Raw genomic sequence first — 15,671 nt, 5'->3', positions numbered from 1 at the left:
ATGCTCCAATCTAAAAAGTCCACGTTAAACAGGGATTGTATAAGAAATCGATGACAGCGTGATAAAAAAGCGGACTTTTAATGAAAAAAGTCCGCTTTTTATTGGTTTTACGCTAAAACGGCGCAGTGATAAATTGGCGTTTTAGCTGAGATTATTTCACTAAGTGATCTAAATGGGCGGCAAATTCCTTCGGTCCCATAAAGCCAGTCACTCTTAGATCTTCCCTCTGCTCACCTTGCTCGTTAAACATCAGCAGCGTAGGTAGGCCCAGCACGTTGTATTTCTCTAGCAGTGCGACATCTATGGCATCGCTCTTAGTCACGTCGGCCTGCAATAACACTATCTTGTTCATCCGTGCTAATACTTCGGCGTCCTTAAAGGTGATGGCCTCAAACTCTTTACAGGCCACACACCAATCGGCGTAGAGGTCCAACATCACTGGTTTGCCCGCCGCTGTCGCTGCGGCGATTTCACGGTCTAAATCCTCAATGGATTTAATGCGTTTAAAGCCGTGTTCCTGCTCGGTTGTCGCCACTGTGCCCATTGACGTATGGGTAAAACCAAAGTGACCCATGACCGCTTGGAAACCGTAGGAGAAACTGGCCAACAGCGTGAGTGTCAGCAGCACTGAGCGCACGGTTTGTTTCCAATTGAAGGTGCTGAGTTTGTTTTGGTGCATCAGGTAACCGGTGAAGCTAATGCCCCAGAGTGACCAGAGCACATCGGAAACCACACCAGTCCAAATACGGCCAAGCATCACAATCGATACCGCAATCAGGAGGAAACCGAACACGGTTTTAATGATGTTCATCCAAGCGCCAGCGCGTGGCAGTAACTTACCACCCGAGGTACCAATGATGAGTAGCGGCACACCCATACCCATGCTCAGCACGTAGAGCGCGAGGAAACCTTGCAATAAATCGCCTGTTTGTGCCACATAGACTAAGGCGCCTGAGAGCGGGGCCGTTGTGCAAGGTGAGGCCACTAATCCCGAGATCACCCCCATCAAAAACACGCCAACTAAATTTCCGCCCTTTTGATTGTTGGAAATCGAGTTCATCTTCTCCTGCCAACTAGAAGGCAGTTTGAGATCGTACAAGCCAAACATGGATAAACTGAGTACAAAGAACAGGATAGCTAAAAAGATCAGCACAGCGGGATGCTGTAGCGCCGCTTGGTATTTCATCCCCGCAGAGGCAACCACTAGACCTAAAATCGAGTAGGTGATTGCCATACCTTGCACATAGGCCATCGACAGGGTGAAGGCCTTGGCGGTCGAGAGTTTTTGCCCTTGGCCAACAATAATGCCCGATAGGATAGGGTACATCGGGAAGACGCAAGGCGTGAGCGCCAGACCAATCCCTAGGCCGAAGAAGATCACTAAGGTCCAGAGTAAACTGTCGTTAGACAGCATCTGGCTTAGGCTGTCCTGCTGAGTAATAGGTTGGCTTGGGGCGCTGCTAGTTTGCTTGGCGTCAGCAGAGGCGGCAGGTTCAGTCGTTTCGTTGCTGTCTGCGCCAGTTGCAATATCCCCATCATTGGCCGCGACAGCCTTTAGGGTCACGTCCCGCTTGGTCGGTGGATAACAGAGTTTACCCTCGGCGCAGCCCATAAAGGTCACGGTTAAGGTGCCGTTATCATTGGCTTGTTTCAGGCCAACGGGAATATCGATATAGGTGTAGTAAACCTCTTGCTCACCGAAATATTCGTCGTTGTGGGGCTTACCCTTTGGCAGGTCGATGGTGCCAAGTTCGGCGCCATTGACGCTAAATTTGAGCTTATCCCGATACATATAGTAGCCGTCGGCAATGACCCAATTGAGGGTGACCTTATTACCTTCTTGCTTAAAATCGAAGGCAAAGGCTTGATCGACAGGCATTAACTCGGGTTCGCTTTTTAGAAAACCAAAGCTATTGGCGAAGGCGTTGCCACTTAGGGTGAGAGGCGTAAAGAGCAGTAACGCGGTGAAAACAAGGCTAAGTAGTTTTTTCATGGCTGAGTGTTATCTTTTATCCAATCTAAGTAGGCTGGTAGCCCGTGAGTCACGGGTACGGCAATAATTTCAGGCACTTGATAAGGGTGGAGTTGAAGCACAAGCTGTTCTAACTCGGCATAGCGGCTTTGTAAACATTTAATGTGTAAGCTAATTTCTTGCTCCTCACAGATTTTTCCTTCCCATGCATAAATGGAGCGGATCGGCGCCGAAATATGTACGCAGGCGGCGATGCGCGCTTCCACTAAGGCACGTGCAATGCGCTTTGCTTGAACTTCATCTGGGCAACTGGTGCTGACCACAAGATATTGAGCTTGCATGGTGTGAGGTATCGTCCCTTAACAATCTTAAACTTCGCTTAAGCCTATTAGGCTAAGCTACTTTACGTGTTTTTATGGTCTCATACATTAACCGGGTAATAAAAGAGTGAGCTAAATATCAGAAGTTTCACTCCCTTACCGACAGCGCCAGCCAAGAGACTTGAATTAAGACCGGATAGCCCCCATTTAGTTTTCAAGTAAGCGAGATAAATCTGAGGTCGGTATGTTTTTAATCCTGTTTTTATTATTTGTGCTGATCCCAGTTATCGAACTGTCAGTGTTAATTCGTGTGGGCGAGGTGCTTGGCACTTGGACCACTATTGGTCTGGTGTTATTTACCGCCGTGTTGGGTGTGTCGCTCGTGCGTAGCCAAGGGTTGAGCACGCTGATGCAAGTGCAGCAAAAACTCACCCGAGGCGAGGCGCCAGGGCAGGAAATTGTCGAAGGCATGATGTTAGCCATGGCGGGTGTATTGCTGGTTATCCCAGGCTTTGTGACTGATTTTATTGGCCTATTATTACTCACACCCTTAACGCGCCGCCCGATTGCCGCCTTAGTGTTTAAGCGTATGCAGCTGCGCGTGGTGTCTGGTTTACAGGGCGGAATGCACGGCGGTTTTGGTGCGGGTCCATTTGGACCTCATTCTGGTTCGCAGTCGAATCCATTTGGCCAATCCCCCTTTGAGCAACATACTCACTCCGACGGCAATGTGTATGAAGGGGACTTTGAGCATAAGGCCGATCCGAGCGATAAACGCCCCGAGAGTCATCAATTGACCGACCAAGATCTTGATACGAAAGCGAATGAGCCAAAAGACGCTCAGCCAAAGGATCCAAAACCTTAGTTACATATCCCGACAGCTAAACTGTACTCAGGCACTATTCTGCAAGCTCCCATAGGTAACTCTCTGGGAGCTTGTTTTTATGTGGGCTTTGTCGCAATTGTCTGCGGTGGATCACTTGCCTCACCTTTGCTTCGATTTAGGGGCGTACTATAGTAAACCTCGAACATATTATTCATGGAGGTTGAATATGCACTTAACTAAGTTAAAGCTGATGTCGGGATTGTTGTCTGTCGTAACTTGCTCGCTGATCACCTATAGCGCCGTGGCAGGGCCTTTAGATCCAAATTGCGACCCTGAAAAAGTTGCCAAGAATGCCGCGGTCAAGGCTACTACTGGCGTGAGTGGTCGCTGTACTCCCGAGAAAGCCGCCGAGCGTACGGCGAAAGATGCCAAGGATGCCGTTGGGGATGCTAAGGATAAAGTGACGGATTCGGTCAGTGATAAGGTCGATGATATTAAACCCGACGATAAGCTATCCGACAAAGCCTCCGATGCGCTAAAGCAAGATAAGCACGAACACGACAAGCACGACAAAAAAGAGGCAGTCGATGCTAAGAAAGTCGTGAAAAAGGTCGTCAATTAACGCCGGGCTCGATAGTCATTCACTCTTACCGCGCCTAGATTTTATGCTAACCCAGCTGAAATCTAGGCGTTTTTGTATTGGGCTTAAGTGGATAATCGATAAAAGGAAAGGGCCAATCGATGAGCAATACTACATCGATCGGCCACGCCGGGAAGCGTTTAGGGAGAGTGGCGTGCTAGTTGGTGCTCGCCACTGCATTCGGTTTGATGTTAAAGGCCAAGCTGTACATCACTGGTAGCACTATCAGGGTCAGTAATGAGGCAAAACCTAAACCAAAGATGATAGTGATCGCCATCGAGCCGAAAAAGGCGTCGGGGATCAGCGGGATCATCCCGAGCATAGTGGTGATCGCCGCCATTAACACGGGGCGCACACGACTCACACTCGAATCGACAAGGGCTGTATAGGCGGGTTTACCTTCACCGAGCTCTAAGTTGATTTGATCAACCAACACAATGCCGTTTTTAATCACCATGCCCGAGAGGCTCAGCAGGCCCAGTAGCGCCATAAAGCTAAAGGGGGCATCGAAAATCAATAATCCCGCCGAGACACCAATCAAGGCCAGTGGCACGGTAAACCAAATCACTAAGGGCTGACGCACAGAGTTAAACAGGAACACTGTGATTAAAAACATCGCCAAGTAACCCATAGGAATCGAGCTAAATACCGCGGTTTGGGCTTCGCCTGCAGTCTCATACTCGCCGCCCCATTCGAGGTGGTAACCAGCGGGAAGACTGATGGCTTCAACCTTATCCTTCACTTTACGCAGCACAGAATCGGCTGTCTCATCGCTGCCAAGCTTTGGATCGGCCAGAACCGCTAACATCCGCATCCGGTCGCGACGCTTCACCAACGGGTTTTCCCACTGGGTTTCGAACTGGCTCACCACTTGGGTGGCTGGCACGAAGGTGTTGTGCTCGGTACTCCAAATTTGCAGTTTCCACAGGCTGTCGGCTTGTAAGCGTTCTTCGGCGGGCGCACGGGCAACGATAGGCAGCAAATGGCTGGTTTCACGGTACAGACCAATCTGTTTGCCGCTAAAGTTGATGAGCAGTGCGTTATCCAGATCTTGCTTGCTGATCCCGGTTTCCCTCGCCTGAGCATTTTGCAGCTGCGGGCGGATCAACGGCACTTGATTACGCCAGTCATGGCGAACACCGTCCATCGTTGGCTCAGCATGGAAAATCGCTTCGGCCTGCGCGCCTAATACACGCAGCACTTCGGGGTCATCACCGTAGAAACGTGCCTCAATCTTCGCGGCGGGAGACGGGCCGTTTTCCATATTCTTGAAGCGATATTGCGCCTGCGGGAAACGTTGATTTAACTGTCCTTCTAACTCAGACATATAGACTTTGAGCGACGCTAAATCCTCCATCTCGATGATCAACTGGGCAAAGGCGGGGTAGCCTTTCTCGGGTTGATAGGGCAGGACGAAACGCTGCGCACCTTGGCCAATCACTGTGGTTAAGTGTTTTAGGCCGCTGTGTTGCTCCTCGGCTTGCTTGAGTAGCAGCTGCTCAATATCGGCGGTAAAGCGTTCTGTGCCTTTGATATCCGTGCCTTCAGGCATCCAAATATCGACAAAGAAGATGGGCGTATTTGACGCAGGGAAGAACACATTTTTGATATGTCCAAAGCCAATTACCGCAGTAACGAGCATGGCACCGACCAAGAGAATACTGGCGAGCCTAAAACGCAGGGCAAAGGTTAAACTCGCGCGGTATAAGCTAAAGAACCAGCCCTTGTATGGGTCCTGTTCTTCGTCGTCTGCTGGCGCATCTTTAAAGAGCAAGTGGCAGAAGAAAGGTGTCAGGGTGATCGCCGTAATCCAACTGATAAATAAAGAGATCATTAACACTTGGAACAGGGAGCGACAAAATTCACCGGCAGCATTTTGTGATAAACCAATCGGCGCAAAGGCGATAATCGCGATCACTGTGGCGCCAAGTAGCGGCCACTGGGTTTGCGACACAATTTGTTTTGCGGCTTCGAGGCGAGTCTTACCCCGGCGCAGGCCAATCAGAATGCCTTCCGTCACCACAATGGCGTTATCGACCAGCATACCGAGTGCGATGATCAGGGCGCCGAGGGAGATCAGTTGCAGCTCAATGCCCAGTACTTTCATCACGATAAAAGTGCCGAGAATGGTCAGCAGCAGGATTAATCCCATCAGTAAGCCAGAGCGTAAGCCCATAAACAGCAATAGCACGGCAATAACGATGGCTATCGATTCTAATAGGTTGATTAAAAAGCCATTAACTGTATCGTCTACCGCCAGACTCTGGTTATAAACCGTGTCTAGGTTCATCCCAATTGGGCGTTGTGACTCCAGCTCGGCAAGGCGCTGGCTAACGCTTTTACCCACTTCAACCACGTTAACGCCGCTTGAGAAGGAAATCCCCAGCGATAAAGCTGTCTCGCCACGGTTGTGATAGAGCACACTCGGGGTCTCGTCGTAATCTTTCTCTATATTGGCAATATCCCCTAAATAGATGAGTTCGGTGCTACCGGGCGGGCTGACGATCAGACGCGTCAGATCCTTTACACTGCTGAATTCACCCGTAGGGTGGATACGAATGCGATTATCGCCAACGACTAAACTCCCGGCGTTGGATACTACGTTTTGGTTGTTGATAAGACCGTAGATATAGTTTTGATCTAGCCCCAGTGCCGAGAGTTTTTGTTGTGATATTTCAATCACCACTTGCTCGGTCACACTGCCCGCGACTGAGACTTTTTTCACCCCTGGCACTAGCACTAATTCGCGGCGCAAATAGTCGGCGTAGTTGGTTAATTCGCGGTTGCTGTAATCCGGGCCTGAAAGATTGAACAAAATCCCATAGACGTCGCCAAAGTCGTCATAGACCTTGGGCGAGGTGCTGCCGGGGGGCAGTTGTCCTGCGGTATCGTTCACCTTACGGCGCACTTCATCCCACACCTGTGGCAGGCTGGTTTTGTCGTAGGTTTCTTTGATTTCAATTTGGATCTGCGACAGGCCAGCACTGTTGATTGAGGTCACGTGCTTAACTGCATCGAGCTGCTGTAATGCATCTTCGAGGGGCAGGGTCACCTCCTCTTCGACTTGCTCGGGTGATGCGCCCGGGTAAGCGGTGATCACTAGGGCTTCTTTAATGGTGAATTCGGGAAATTCTAATTGCCCAAGGCCCGTAAAACTGACGCCGCCACCCACGAGTAGCAGCAACACAAACATCCAACTGATGACTTTGTGGCGGATGGAATACTCAGCAATATTCATGAATTACACTCCGCGCTGCCAGCGTAGTGGTTTGACTTTCATCCCATCGGATAACTGGGAAACTCCTGCACTCACAATCAAGTCGCCCTTGTTGATGCCGCCTAAGACTTCGATGCCTTGAGTGGTGACACGCCCTAAGGTGACGGCTGTGGGTTTCACTTCACCCGACTGAGACTGATACACCCACACTTGAACTTGGCCGTCTTGGTCGCGTTTATCGATGGCGGTGACTGGCACTATGGCCGAAGCGGTTTGGTCTGGCGTCTTTACTAAGGCGAGGGTTAACTCGGCACTCATCCCTGGAAGTAATTGAATATCTTTAGGTTGAGGTAAGGAAAACACTACTTCGTAGGCCTGAGTCCCAGGCGTGACTTGGGTTGAGTATTCCTTGAATTTCGCATCAAACTCCATTCCAGCTAGCGCGCTAAAACGCACCTTAGCGGTAAAGTTTTGCTGCTGCACATAGGTATTTAAGCTCGCGGCCATCGCCTCGGGGACTTGAATACTGACATCGAGCAGGTTGTTGTTTTGCAGTGTTAAAATCCCTTGGTTGGCCTGTACGATTTGGTGGTTATCCACTAAACGTTTCGCCACTGTACCGCTAAAGGGCGCGATCAGTTGGGTATAACTTAACTGGTCACGGGCGGCGGCTAAGGCGGCTTTGGCCGATTTAAGTTGCGCTTGGGCGCTATCAAACTCAGCTTGAGAGATTAATTTGCGTTTGAGGAGTTCGGTTTTACGCTGAAAATCCGCTGCCAAGAGTTCATGCTCGGCTTCGCGGGTCATCAGATTGTTATGGGCATCCCTATCATCCAACTTGGCCAGTAGGCTACCTTGGCGAATCTGTTGACCTTCCACTAGGGCAAGTTCTGTCAGTTCACCTGAAATCCGAAACGACAACTCGGCGCGGCTATTAGCACTGACGCGGGCGGGAAACGTCCTAAAATCTCCCCCTTCGAGTTGCTCAACTTCAAAGAGTTTTACTGGACGAATGGCACTCGCCTGTACCGAGCTTTCCGCTGGAGTGCAAGCTGTGAGCACGGCTGGCAATAAAGCCGCTAGGGGAAGCAGTCGATATGATTTCATGGTCAGGGAGTCCTCGATAACAATTTATCAGCATTTTAGGGACGCGAAGATAACAGCTAAATTTGTTGCAATAAACGGGATACTTTGGGATTATGAGTCCCACATAATGAGATTGAAATTAAGTTAAAAATGAAGACAGAGGACTTAGCGTTATTTCACCGCATAGCCGAAACCGGTAGTTTGATCGAAGCTGCTGATTTGCTTAACTTACCTAAATCGACCGTGAGCCGCCGTTTACAGGCGTTGGAAGATGAACTGAATATCAAGCTATTCCACCGCCAGAGTCGCTCGATGACGCTGACCTCAGCGGGAAGCCATTTTTACCATAGATCGCAAAACATTTTGGCGCAGCTCGACGAAACCCTATTTGAGATGACTAACGAAGATGCTGAGATCAGTGGCCATCTCCGAATTCAAATGTTTCCTATCCACAGCATGAATGTACTGATGCACGCCATTTTCCGCTTTATGGATTTACATCCAAAACTGACGGTAGAAGTGATCAGCAGTGCAGAGTCCGTTGATATGGTTAAGAATAATCTCGACGTAGCCTTCGTTGTGGAACCTGCACTAGATACCTTAGATCTAGTCGTGCGGCCCATCTTCACCACAGATCTGCGTTTTTATGCCAGCCCCGACTACTTAGCGCAATACGGTACTCCAACAACACCAAAAGAAATTGAATCCCATAATGTGTCCTTATTTCGACTCTCAAATGGCAAGATCTTTAATGAGTTATGGATTGGTGCCGAACAGGAAGTGAGAGTGAGAGGCAATTTTTGCTCTAACAGTGTCGAGGTCGCGGTAGAGTTTGCCTTGCAAGGACGCGGGATCGTGTATGCGCCCGCAGAAGTGGTGGCGGATTACCTTGCTTCTGGGCAGTTAATTACCCTATTACCCGAGATAGAGTCCCATCCGGGAGAATGCTATTTGGCTTATCCATCAAGACGTTATGTAAGTTTGGCCTGTAGACGCTTTATCGACTTTATTATGCAAGAGCTGGCTCCGAATGGTATTCCAACCAATCTTAGCACTCAAAATGTGCGCCGAGTCTGTAAAGCATCGGAAGAGCCATTCCCGCCTAATGATGTGCGTTTTAGCCTAAAAAGCACAACCTAAATAGCGTCGGCGGTCGTGACCTTGGTCGGCTCGCAAATGCGCTGCGCCAGATAATAACAAGCAATCCCCATCAAGAGGTTGGTGATGGGGAGTGCGAGCAATAAGCCTTTCACCCCATCGATATAAGACCCCAGCGCCGCCAGCGGCAGCATCAGCAGCACTAAGCGGCATAGGTTAATCACTAGCGAGCTCATGGGTCTGTGGTACGCATTGAGCGCCGTGGCAAAGATAATCACTATGCCGAGCGGGCCATAGGCACAGGGCAAGATCAAAATATAGAAGCTTAACCACTCTAACACCTGTGGATCGGTACTGAATAAACTCGCCAGTGGCTGGGCGAAAAACGCCAGCGGAATATAGAGTAAGGTCTGGAATACTAAGATAAATTTAAGCGATAACAGCAGCGCCTGTTTCGCCCTTTGGGTTTGGCCAGCACCAAGGTTTTGCGCGATAAACGGCATCAGGCTCGACGAGAGCGCCATCACCACGATTAACAGCACCGACTCTAAACGGGTGCCCGCACCAAAGGCTGCGACGGCACTGTGGTCGATATGCGCCAGCATCGCCATAATCACCGCATTGGCGAGTGGATTAATTAAATTCATCAGGGCTGCGGGTTGGGCGATATGGGCGAGTTTACTCCAGTTGGCGCGCATTCTATCGATATCAAATGCTGCCCGCTCAAGCATCCGCCGCTTAATAATCAGCAAATAACCCGAGAGCGACAGGGCTATCAGCCAAGAGAACAGGGTAGCAATCGCTGCGCCTTGGATCTCTAAGCGTGGGAAAGGCCCGATACCGAAGATTAATAAAGGGTCGAGGATTAAGTTAATGATCGCCGCCAACGACATAATCATCGCCGGGGAGCGAGTATCCCCCGTCGAACGTAAGCCTTGGTTGCCCACCATCAATAGCACCAACAGCGGCGCGCCCACATACCAATACATCATATAGTCATGAATAAGCGGCAAACTGGAGTTATTGGCGCCAAGCAAGCTAAACAGTGGTTCAATAAAAATGCTACCTAGGGCCGATAAGCTGGCGATAAGGATAAAGGTCAGCAGCAGCGCATCGTGCAAAAACACCTTTGCCTGCGGGGCGTTACCTGAGCCAATCAGCCGTCCAAGATTGGTCGATACCCCAGCACCCACGCCAATCGCAATGCTGGAAATAATCAAAGTCACCGGAAAGGTAAAACTGATCGCCGCTAAGGCTTCGGTCCCTAACTGACTGATAAAAAAAGTGTCAGCGAGGCTAAAACCTAGAATGGTCATAATGCCAATCAAGTTGGGGAGGCTCATGTTGAGCAGCACACGACCAATTGGCGCGCTAAGCAGCCCGTGTCTGTCTTTCATGGGGAAAATGGTGCCTTGTTTGCGAGCGGAGGCCGAATTCTAGCAGGATTGTGCCCGCTTGAAAAAACCGACATCAAAAATTTGAATTTTTTTTGTAAAGGCACTTGGATCTGGCAAGGGGTAACCCCATATCACAGACATCAAGGGGACGGCGAATACGCTTCCTCTTTTTCATCACAAAATCGCCTCGATTGTTGGGCATTAAATCATTAGGAGAGTTCATAGATGAATATTCGTCCATTACATGACCGCGTAATCGTTAAGCGTTTAGAAGTTGAATCAACTTCAGCGGGTGGCATTGTATTAACCGGTAGCGCCGCTGAAAAATCGACTCGCGGAGAAGTACTGGCAGTAGGCAACGGCCGTATTCTCGAAAATGGCACTGTAAGACCACTGGATGTGAAAGTAGGTGATGTAGTGATCTTCAATGAAGGTTACGGTGTGAAGAAAGAAAAAATCGACGGTCAAGAAGTCTTGATCCTGTCAGAAGCTGACCTGATGGCCATCGTAGGTTAATCCACGACATCAATTCGACATTCCAATTAATCATCAAAAATTTAAAGGATACTCAATATGGCAGCTAAAGAAGTTGTATTTGGTAACGACGCACGCGTAAAAATGCTGGCTGGTGTAAACATTCTGGCTAACGCAGTGAAAGTGACCTTAGGCCCTAAAGGCCGTAACGTGGTATTAGACAAGAGCTTTGGCTCACCACTGATCACTAAAGACGGTGTGTCTGTTGCAAAAGAAATCGAATTAGAAGACAAATTCGAAAACATGGGCGCGCAAATGGTGAAAGAAGTTGCTTCTAAAGCCAACGACGCCGCCGGTGACGGTACAACAACTGCAACCGTTCTGGCGCAAGCCATTGTGACTGAAGGCTTAAAAGCCGTTGCAGCGGGTATGAACCCAATGGACTTAAAGCGCGGTATCGATAAAGCCGTTGCTGCAGCCGTTATCGAGCTGAAAAACCTTTCTCAAGATTGCGCCGACTCAAAAGCTATCGCTCAAGTAGGTACTATCTCTGCTAACTCTGACGAGTCAATCGGCCAAATCATTGCGACTGCAATGGAAAAAGTCGGTAAAGAAGGCGTGATCACCGTTGAAGAAGGTCAAGCACTGGAAAACGAACTGGACGTAGTAGAAGGTATGCAGTTCGACCGTGGCTACCTGTCTCCATACTTCATCAACAAGCCAGAAACTGGCAGCGTTGAATTAGATCACCCATTCGTACTGTTAGTAGACAAGAAAATCTCTAACATTCGCGAACTGTTGCCAATCCTTGAAGGTCTGGCAAAAACCGGTAAGCCATTATTGATCGTTGCTGAAGACGTTGAAGGCGAAGCCTTAGCAACGCTAGTTGTGAACAACATGCGCGGTATCGTAAAAGTGGCTGCGGTTAAAGCCCCAGGCTTTGGTGACCGTCGTAAGGCAATGCTGCAAGACGTAGCGATTTTAACTGGCGGTACTGTAATCGCTGAAGAAATCGGTTTAGAGCTTGAAAAAGCAACCTTAGAAGATTTAGGTACTGCTAAGCGTGTTGTGATCACTAAAGACAACACCACCATCATCGATGGTAACGGCGAACAAGCGCAAATCGAAGCGCGCGTTAGCCAAATCAAGCAACAAATCGAAGAATCAACTTCAGACTACGACAAAGAAAAACTGCAAGAGCGTATGGCTAAATTAGCTGGCGGTGTTGCGGTAATCAAAGTCGGTGCAGCGACCGAAGTTGAAATGAAAGAGAAAAAAGCTCGCGTAGAAGACGCGCTGCACGCAACTCGTGCTGCGGTTGAAGAAGGCGTGGTACCAGGCGGTGGTGTTGCTCTGGTACGTGTTGCTTCTAAGATTGCCGACGTTGAAGTGGCTAACGAAGACCAAAAACACGGTGTTGTTATCGCACTGCGTGCAATGGAAGCGCCACTGCGTCAAATCGCAACCAACGCAGGCGAAGAAGCCTCTGTTGTGGCGAACAACGTGAAACACGGCAGCGGTAACTACGGTTACAACGCGGGCAACGACACCTACGGTGACATGTTAGAAATGGGTATCCTTGACCCAACTAAAGTGACCCGTAGCGCACTGCAATTCGCAGCGTCTATCGCAGGCCTGATGATCACCACCGAAGCAATGGTAGCTGAACTGCCAAAAGCTGATGCGCCAGATATGGGCGGTATGGGTGGTATGGGCGGAATGGGCGGCATGATGTAATTTTTGCTGGTTTAAATCGGTGATTACGGCGTTGCTGCTCGCTCACATACAAACAACGTATGCTACGCTCACAGCGCCTTGTACTAACACGATTTATCCTGCGCAAAAAGCATCTGTGGTCTTTAGCTTAATCGCTTACAACCCAAATACTTATAAAAGAAAATGAAAACCCCGATACTGGCAACAGTATCGGGGTTTTGTTTTTGGCTCTGGCAATTTAGGTTGTGGCGTTTTTCACGCTAGATGTACTTAGCTACACTTTGTGGGTTTTAAGCACTGAAAACTGCCTTTAAAGTGTAACGTTGTACACTTTTAGTGGGTTTGTCATTATCAATAATCAAAAAGTGTACTTATATACACTTTTTGATTGAATGGGACTGATATAAAGGCTAAAGTGTATGAAGTTACACTTTTGGAGGCGATAATGGCATCACCGTTAAATCAACAATCCCTCGGCTTGTTAATTAAAGAGCGAAGGAAAAGTGCTGCTCTTACTCAAGACGTGGCGGCCATGCTGTGCGGCGTAACTAAAAAAACGCTGATCCGTGTTGAAAAAGGTGAGGATGTTTATATCTCAACCGTATTCAAAATCCTTGATGGTCTGGGGATTGATATCGTTTCGGCTCAAACCAGCGACACCGAAACTAATGGCTGGTATTAACCCATGAGTACAGCTAAAACGCTTACGCTAGAGATGCACCTCGGTGATTCAATTATCGGGGAATTATCCTTTGGTGCCACGACCGACACCTTTGCCGTGCATTACACCAAAGACTGGCAGCAAAGTGGATTTCCACTTTCACCAACTATTCCTTTAGATGGCACAGGAACGAGCAATCAAATATCAATGTTTTTGGTTAACTTATTGCCAGAAAATAAAGGATTAGATTATCTGATTGAATCGCTTGGCGTCTCTAAGGGGAACACCTTTGCCTTGATCCGCGCCATTGGTCTCGATACCGCAGGTGCCATCGCTTTCGTTCCTAAGGGGGCTTTACTGCCTGAAACACAATTGCGGCCAATTAAGGCTGAAGAAGTTATTCAACGCATTGAAGATCCCACAATGTGGCCGATGGAAGTTTGGGATGGCAAACCTCGACTATCGGTAGCGGGTGTTCAGCCTAAGTTAAACCTGTTTTATAACGGGAAAGAATTTGCCTTTGCCGAAGGTACGCTGTCATCGACCCATATTGTTAAATTCGAAAAACATCATCATTTAGTGATCAATGAATTTATAACGATGCGCTTAGCCAAAGTGGTTGGGATGAATGTGGCGAATGTCGATATTGTTCATTTTGGCCGTTACAAAGCCCTTTGTGTTGAACGCTTCGACAGACGTTATATGTCAAATGAGCAAAGGGTATTAAGAAGGCATATTGTCGATAGCTGCCAAGCCCTTGGTTTTAGTGTAAGCAAAAAATATGAACGTAATTTTGGTTCAGGGCGTGATGTTAAAGATATTCGTGAAGGGGTAAGTTTTAACAGGCTCTTTAGTCTTGCAGCAAAATGCCGTAATCCCGTGGCTGCTAAGCAAGACATGTTGCAATGGGCGTTATTCAATTTACTGACTGGCAATGCCGATGCACACGGTAAAAACTACTCATTTTTTATGACGCCAAGCGGAATGGAGCCAACTCCTTGGTACGATTTGGTCAGCGTGGCTATGTATGAGGATTTTGAGCAACAGCTTGCTATGGCTATTGATGACGAATTTGATCCAAATAGCATTTACGCGTATCAATTAGCCGCGTTTATAGATGGCTTGGGTTTACCAAGAAATCTATTAATCAGTAACTTAACGAGAATTGCGCGAAGAATAGCGCAGGCAATAGCTGAGGTGATTTTAATGCTCCCGCCCCTTGATGAAGATGAAGCATCATTTGTGTCTCATTACAAAACCCAGTTACTAGCGAGATGTGAACGTTACCTTGGTTTTGTTGACGAGGTCAGGGATGTGGAAGTGTAGTTCTAGCTACAGCTTATGACACAGCGGTAATTTCGTTGGAGGGAGAACTTCTTTAGCCTTGGCGTCGGCTGTTAAACTCAAAAGAGTTATGGATGTCCTATCTTTGGCAACTCCGAGGGGAGGGTGAACTTCTGTAGCCTTGGCGTTGGCTGTTAAACCCAAAAGAGTTATGGATGTCCCATCTTTCGGTTAGACTGTCCCATCTTTCGTTAAACCCAAAAGAGTTATGCCTGTCCTTTTTTTCTGACGGCCTTGCCTAAGTAGGGCTCCAAGTCAACGTCGATGATCGCCCAAGCCCAGCCTTGGTATTCTTTATTCTTTTGCAAGGTAGCCAGATCACTAGCCTTTGGTGGTAACTCCTCACGCTCGGCCAATTCTTCTAAGTACATTTCAACGGCTTCCTTTGCGTTTGATAACGCCTCTTCTAAAGTATCGCCTGCCGAAAAACAGTTAGGTATATCTGGAAACACCACTCCGTAAGCGTGTTTACTGTCACCAGTCTCAATTGCAATTGGATATAACATTCTTATCACCTTCATTGTGGGTAAGTGATTGTAAAAAGAGTTATAGATGTCCCATCTTTTCTTTTTGAATTTTGTGCTGCGCTTTAGATTGGTTAATCCAAGCAGAAATAAAAGTTAAATCAAAGTCGTGGGGCTTCACCCCACACCCGACCAAAAGGGGAAAAGCGCCTGTTCCCCTTTTGGAAATCCCTCGGCGTCCCTAGCGGAGTTGAAAGCCCCTTGGGCATTAAGCGTTCTTATGCTATCGCGTCAGACGCTCGTCCCTGATTCGACTGACGCTATCTCGGCATATATGGACCCATCCGGTTTGCAAGACATTCGATAGCGATTTTGAGAAGAGTTCATTGCACCCATATATCCGGCCTGTTGTTGAGGGATCTCTCTGGCCCTGATGGATATCTGCTTCTACTGCCC

Annotated in this window: 13 protein-coding genes; 7 read left to right on the top strand and 6 right to left on the bottom strand. The window is 48.4% G+C overall.

Annotated elements, in window-relative coordinates; all coding sequences use genetic code 11:
* Window positions 1–151: 151 nt before the first annotated feature.
* Both CBX96_RS18510 and cutA read right to left on the bottom strand, forming a co-directional pair.
* Window positions 152–1,993: a protein-disulfide reductase DsbD gene (locus CBX96_RS18510; protein WP_109287671.1), complete on the bottom strand. Its 1,842-nt coding sequence runs from the start codon at window positions 1,991–1,993 to the stop codon at window positions 152–154.
* Window positions 1,990–2,313 (bottom strand): divalent-cation tolerance protein CutA, encoded by a 324-nt coding sequence (gene cutA / locus CBX96_RS18505; protein ID WP_088210103.1) that lies wholly within the window; start codon window positions 2,311–2,313, stop codon window positions 1,990–1,992. Before cutA ends, CBX96_RS18510 begins: the two co-directional genes overlap by 4 nt.
* A 223-nt stretch (window positions 2,314–2,536) precedes the next feature.
* Here cutA and CBX96_RS18500 point away from each other — a divergent pair, with 223 nt between their 5' ends.
* Window positions 2,537–3,157 (top strand): FxsA family protein, encoded by a 621-nt coding sequence (locus CBX96_RS18500; protein ID WP_109287670.1) that lies wholly within the window; start codon window positions 2,537–2,539, stop codon window positions 3,155–3,157.
* Between the two features lie 187 nt (window positions 3,158–3,344).
* Entirely contained in the window at window positions 3,345–3,740 is a 396-nt protein-coding gene (locus CBX96_RS18495) for a hypothetical protein (RefSeq protein ID WP_109287669.1), read from the top strand.
* A 175-nt stretch (window positions 3,741–3,915) separates the two neighbouring features.
* Here CBX96_RS18495 and CBX96_RS18490 read toward each other — a convergent pair whose 3' ends face one another.
* Both CBX96_RS18490 and CBX96_RS18485 read right to left on the bottom strand, forming a co-directional pair.
* Window positions 3,916–6,996 carry an efflux RND transporter permease subunit gene (locus CBX96_RS18490; RefSeq protein ID WP_109287668.1) on the bottom strand — a complete coding sequence of 1,027 codons (3,081 nt, stop codon included), beginning with the start codon at window positions 6,994–6,996 and terminating at the stop codon, window positions 3,916–3,918.
* A 3-nt stretch (window positions 6,997–6,999) separates the two neighbouring features.
* The gene (locus CBX96_RS18485; protein ID WP_109287667.1) at window positions 7,000–8,082 is read right to left on the bottom strand and encodes an efflux RND transporter periplasmic adaptor subunit; all 1,083 of its coding nucleotides are present in this window, start codon (window positions 8,080–8,082) and stop codon (window positions 7,000–7,002) included.
* Between the two features lie 129 nt (window positions 8,083–8,211).
* Between CBX96_RS18485 and CBX96_RS18480 the strand changes: the two genes are divergently transcribed.
* Complete coding sequence (locus CBX96_RS18480; RefSeq protein ID WP_023268751.1) at window positions 8,212–9,201, top strand: LysR family transcriptional regulator; 990 nt, start codon at window positions 8,212–8,214, stop codon at window positions 9,199–9,201.
* Here CBX96_RS18480 and CBX96_RS18475 read toward each other — a convergent pair.
* Window positions 9,198–10,556, bottom strand: a complete 1,359-nt coding sequence (locus CBX96_RS18475; protein ID WP_109287666.1) for an MATE family efflux transporter — start codon at window positions 10,554–10,556, stop codon at window positions 9,198–9,200. The two genes, CBX96_RS18480 and CBX96_RS18475, sit on opposite strands and share 4 nt — an antisense overlap.
* Before the next feature lie 225 nt (window positions 10,557–10,781).
* Here CBX96_RS18475 and CBX96_RS18470 point away from each other — a divergent pair, with 225 nt between their 5' ends.
* From CBX96_RS18470 to hipA, 4 genes are all read left to right on the top strand, one after another.
* Window positions 10,782–11,072 carry a co-chaperone GroES gene (locus CBX96_RS18470; protein WP_011071021.1) on the top strand — a complete coding sequence of 97 codons (291 nt, stop codon included), beginning with the start codon at window positions 10,782–10,784 and terminating at the stop codon, window positions 11,070–11,072.
* Between the two features lie 57 nt (window positions 11,073–11,129).
* On the top strand, window positions 11,130–12,767 hold the full coding sequence (gene groL / locus CBX96_RS18465; protein ID WP_089066912.1) for a chaperonin GroEL: 1,638 nt from the start codon (window positions 11,130–11,132) through the stop codon (window positions 12,765–12,767).
* A 424-nt stretch (window positions 12,768–13,191) separates the two neighbouring features.
* Window positions 13,192–13,428, top strand: a complete 237-nt coding sequence (gene hipB / locus CBX96_RS18460; RefSeq protein WP_011071023.1) for a type II toxin-antitoxin system antitoxin HipB — start codon at window positions 13,192–13,194, stop codon at window positions 13,426–13,428.
* A 3-nt stretch (window positions 13,429–13,431) separates the two neighbouring features.
* The gene (gene hipA / locus CBX96_RS18455; protein ID WP_109287665.1) at window positions 13,432–14,733 is read left to right on the top strand and encodes a type II toxin-antitoxin system toxin serine/threonine-protein kinase HipA; all 1,302 of its coding nucleotides are present in this window, start codon (window positions 13,432–13,434) and stop codon (window positions 14,731–14,733) included.
* Between the two features lie 224 nt (window positions 14,734–14,957).
* On the opposite strand, the gene CBX96_RS18450 is transcribed toward hipA, so the two are convergent.
* Window positions 14,958–15,257: a type II toxin-antitoxin system HicB family antitoxin gene (locus CBX96_RS18450; RefSeq protein ID WP_109287664.1), complete on the bottom strand. Its 300-nt coding sequence runs from the start codon at window positions 15,255–15,257 to the stop codon at window positions 14,958–14,960.
* Window positions 15,258–15,671: the final 414 nt, after the last annotated feature.

The sequence above is a fragment of the Shewanella sp. BC20 genome (genome assembly GCF_003129585.1).
GTDB lineage: Bacteria > Pseudomonadota > Gammaproteobacteria > Enterobacterales > Shewanellaceae > Shewanella > Shewanella seohaensis.
This window is presented reverse-complemented; position numbering and strand designations above follow the sequence as displayed.

What these genes read in the sequence shown, in the direction of transcription:
- CBX96_RS18510 (WP_109287671.1), bottom strand. Translation starts at nt 1,993, where the DNA reads ATGAAAAAACTACTTAGCCTTGTTTTCACCGCGTTACTGCTCTTTACG.
- cutA (WP_088210103.1), bottom strand. Translation starts at nt 2,313, where the DNA reads ATGCAAGCTCAATATCTTGTGGTCAGCACCAGTTGCCCAGATGAAGTT.
- CBX96_RS18500 (WP_109287670.1), top strand. Translation starts at nt 2,537, where the DNA reads ATGTTTTTAATCCTGTTTTTATTATTTGTGCTGATCCCAGTTATCGAA.
- CBX96_RS18495 (WP_109287669.1), top strand. Translation starts at nt 3,345, where the DNA reads ATGCACTTAACTAAGTTAAAGCTGATGTCGGGATTGTTGTCTGTCGTA.
- CBX96_RS18490 (WP_109287668.1), bottom strand. Translation starts at nt 6,996, where the DNA reads ATGAATATTGCTGAGTATTCCATCCGCCACAAAGTCATCAGTTGGATG.
- CBX96_RS18485 (WP_109287667.1), bottom strand. Translation starts at nt 8,082, where the DNA reads ATGAAATCATATCGACTGCTTCCCCTAGCGGCTTTATTGCCAGCCGTG.
- CBX96_RS18480 (WP_023268751.1), top strand. Translation starts at nt 8,212, where the DNA reads ATGAAGACAGAGGACTTAGCGTTATTTCACCGCATAGCCGAAACCGGT.
- CBX96_RS18475 (WP_109287666.1), bottom strand. Translation starts at nt 10,556, where the DNA reads ATGAAAGACAGACACGGGCTGCTTAGCGCGCCAATTGGTCGTGTGCTG.
- CBX96_RS18470 (WP_011071021.1), top strand. Translation starts at nt 10,782, where the DNA reads ATGAATATTCGTCCATTACATGACCGCGTAATCGTTAAGCGTTTAGAA.
- groL (WP_089066912.1), top strand. Translation starts at nt 11,130, where the DNA reads ATGGCAGCTAAAGAAGTTGTATTTGGTAACGACGCACGCGTAAAAATG.
- hipB (WP_011071023.1), top strand. Translation starts at nt 13,192, where the DNA reads ATGGCATCACCGTTAAATCAACAATCCCTCGGCTTGTTAATTAAAGAG.
- hipA (WP_109287665.1), top strand. Translation starts at nt 13,432, where the DNA reads ATGAGTACAGCTAAAACGCTTACGCTAGAGATGCACCTCGGTGATTCA.
- CBX96_RS18450 (WP_109287664.1), bottom strand. Translation starts at nt 15,257, where the DNA reads ATGTTATATCCAATTGCAATTGAGACTGGTGACAGTAAACACGCTTAC.